At 59.4% G+C, this 1248-nt stretch carries 1 protein-coding gene; it reads right to left on the reverse strand.

Annotation, left to right across the window (positions count from 1 at the left end; translation table 11 throughout):
* Positions 1-72 precede the first annotated feature (72 nt).
* Positions 73-1248, reverse strand: a 1176-nt coding sequence (tuf, locus tag AC2FJB_RS22835; RefSeq protein ID WP_117869839.1) for an elongation factor Tu, incomplete at its 5' end; no start/stop codon positions are given.

Raw genomic sequence — 1248 nt, forward strand, 5'->3', positions numbered from 1 at the left:
AAAAAGGCCGCCCCGATTTTGGGCGGCCTTCTTTGTTTCAACGATGTGCCGGGCTGAAGCCCGGCCTACCGATTATTCTACGATCTTCGACACAACGCCGGCGCCGACCGTGCGGCCGCCTTCGCGGATGGCGAAGCGCAGGCCCTGCTCCATCGCGATCGGTGCGATCAGCTCAACCTCGAACGACACGTTGTCGCCAGGCATAACCATCTCGGTGCCAGCCGCCAGGGTCACGGTGCCGGTCACGTCAGTTGTACGGAAGTAGAACTGAGGACGGTAGTTCGCGAAGAACGGAGTGTGACGACCGCCTTCTTCCTTGGTCAGGATATAGGCTTCGGCTTCGAACTTGGTGTGCGGTGTAACCGAACCCGGCTTACACAGAACCTGGCCACGCTCAACACCGTCACGGTCGATGCCGCGCAGCAGGGCGCCGATGTTGTCGCCCGCTTCACCGCGATCCAGCAGCTTGCGGAACATTTCAACACCAGTACAGGTGGTTTTCTGAGTGTCACGGATGCCGACGATTTCGATCTCGTCGCCAACGTTGATCACGCCACGCTCGACACGACCGGTCACAACGGTACCACGACCCGAGATCGAGAACACGTCTTCGACCGGCATCAGGAACGGCTGGTCAACAGCGCGCTCAGGTGTCGGGATGTACTCGTCCACGGCAGCCATCAGCTTGCGGATCGATTCTTCGCCGATTTCCGGCTTGTTGCCTTCCATCGCGGCCAGAGCCGAACCTGCGATGACCGGAATGTCGTCGCCGGGGTAGTCATACGAAGACAGCAGCTCGCGGATTTCCATTTCCACCAGTTCCAGCAGTTCTTCGTCGTCAACCTGATCCACTTTGTTCATGAACACGACCATCGTCGGGATGCCAACCTGGCGGCCCAGCAGGATGTGCTCGCGGGTCTGCGGCATCGGGCCGTCAGCAGCGTTCACAACCAGGATCGCGCCGTCCATCTGTGCGGCACCGGTGATCATGTTCTTGACGTAGTCGGCGTGGCCGGGGCAGTCGACGTGCGCATAGTGACGCGTGTCGGTCTCGTATTCCACGTGGGCGGTCGAGATGGTGATGCCACGTGCTTTTTCTTCAGGCGCGCCGTCAATCTGGTCATACGCTTTGAAGTCACCGAAATACTTGGTGATTGCTGCGGTCAGCGTGGTCTTGCCGTGGTCAACGTGGCCAATCGTGCCGATGTTGACGTGCGGCTTATTACGCTCAAACTTTTCCTTTGCCAT

It is taken from the genome of Ruegeria sp. CDSC085, assembly GCF_059610465.1.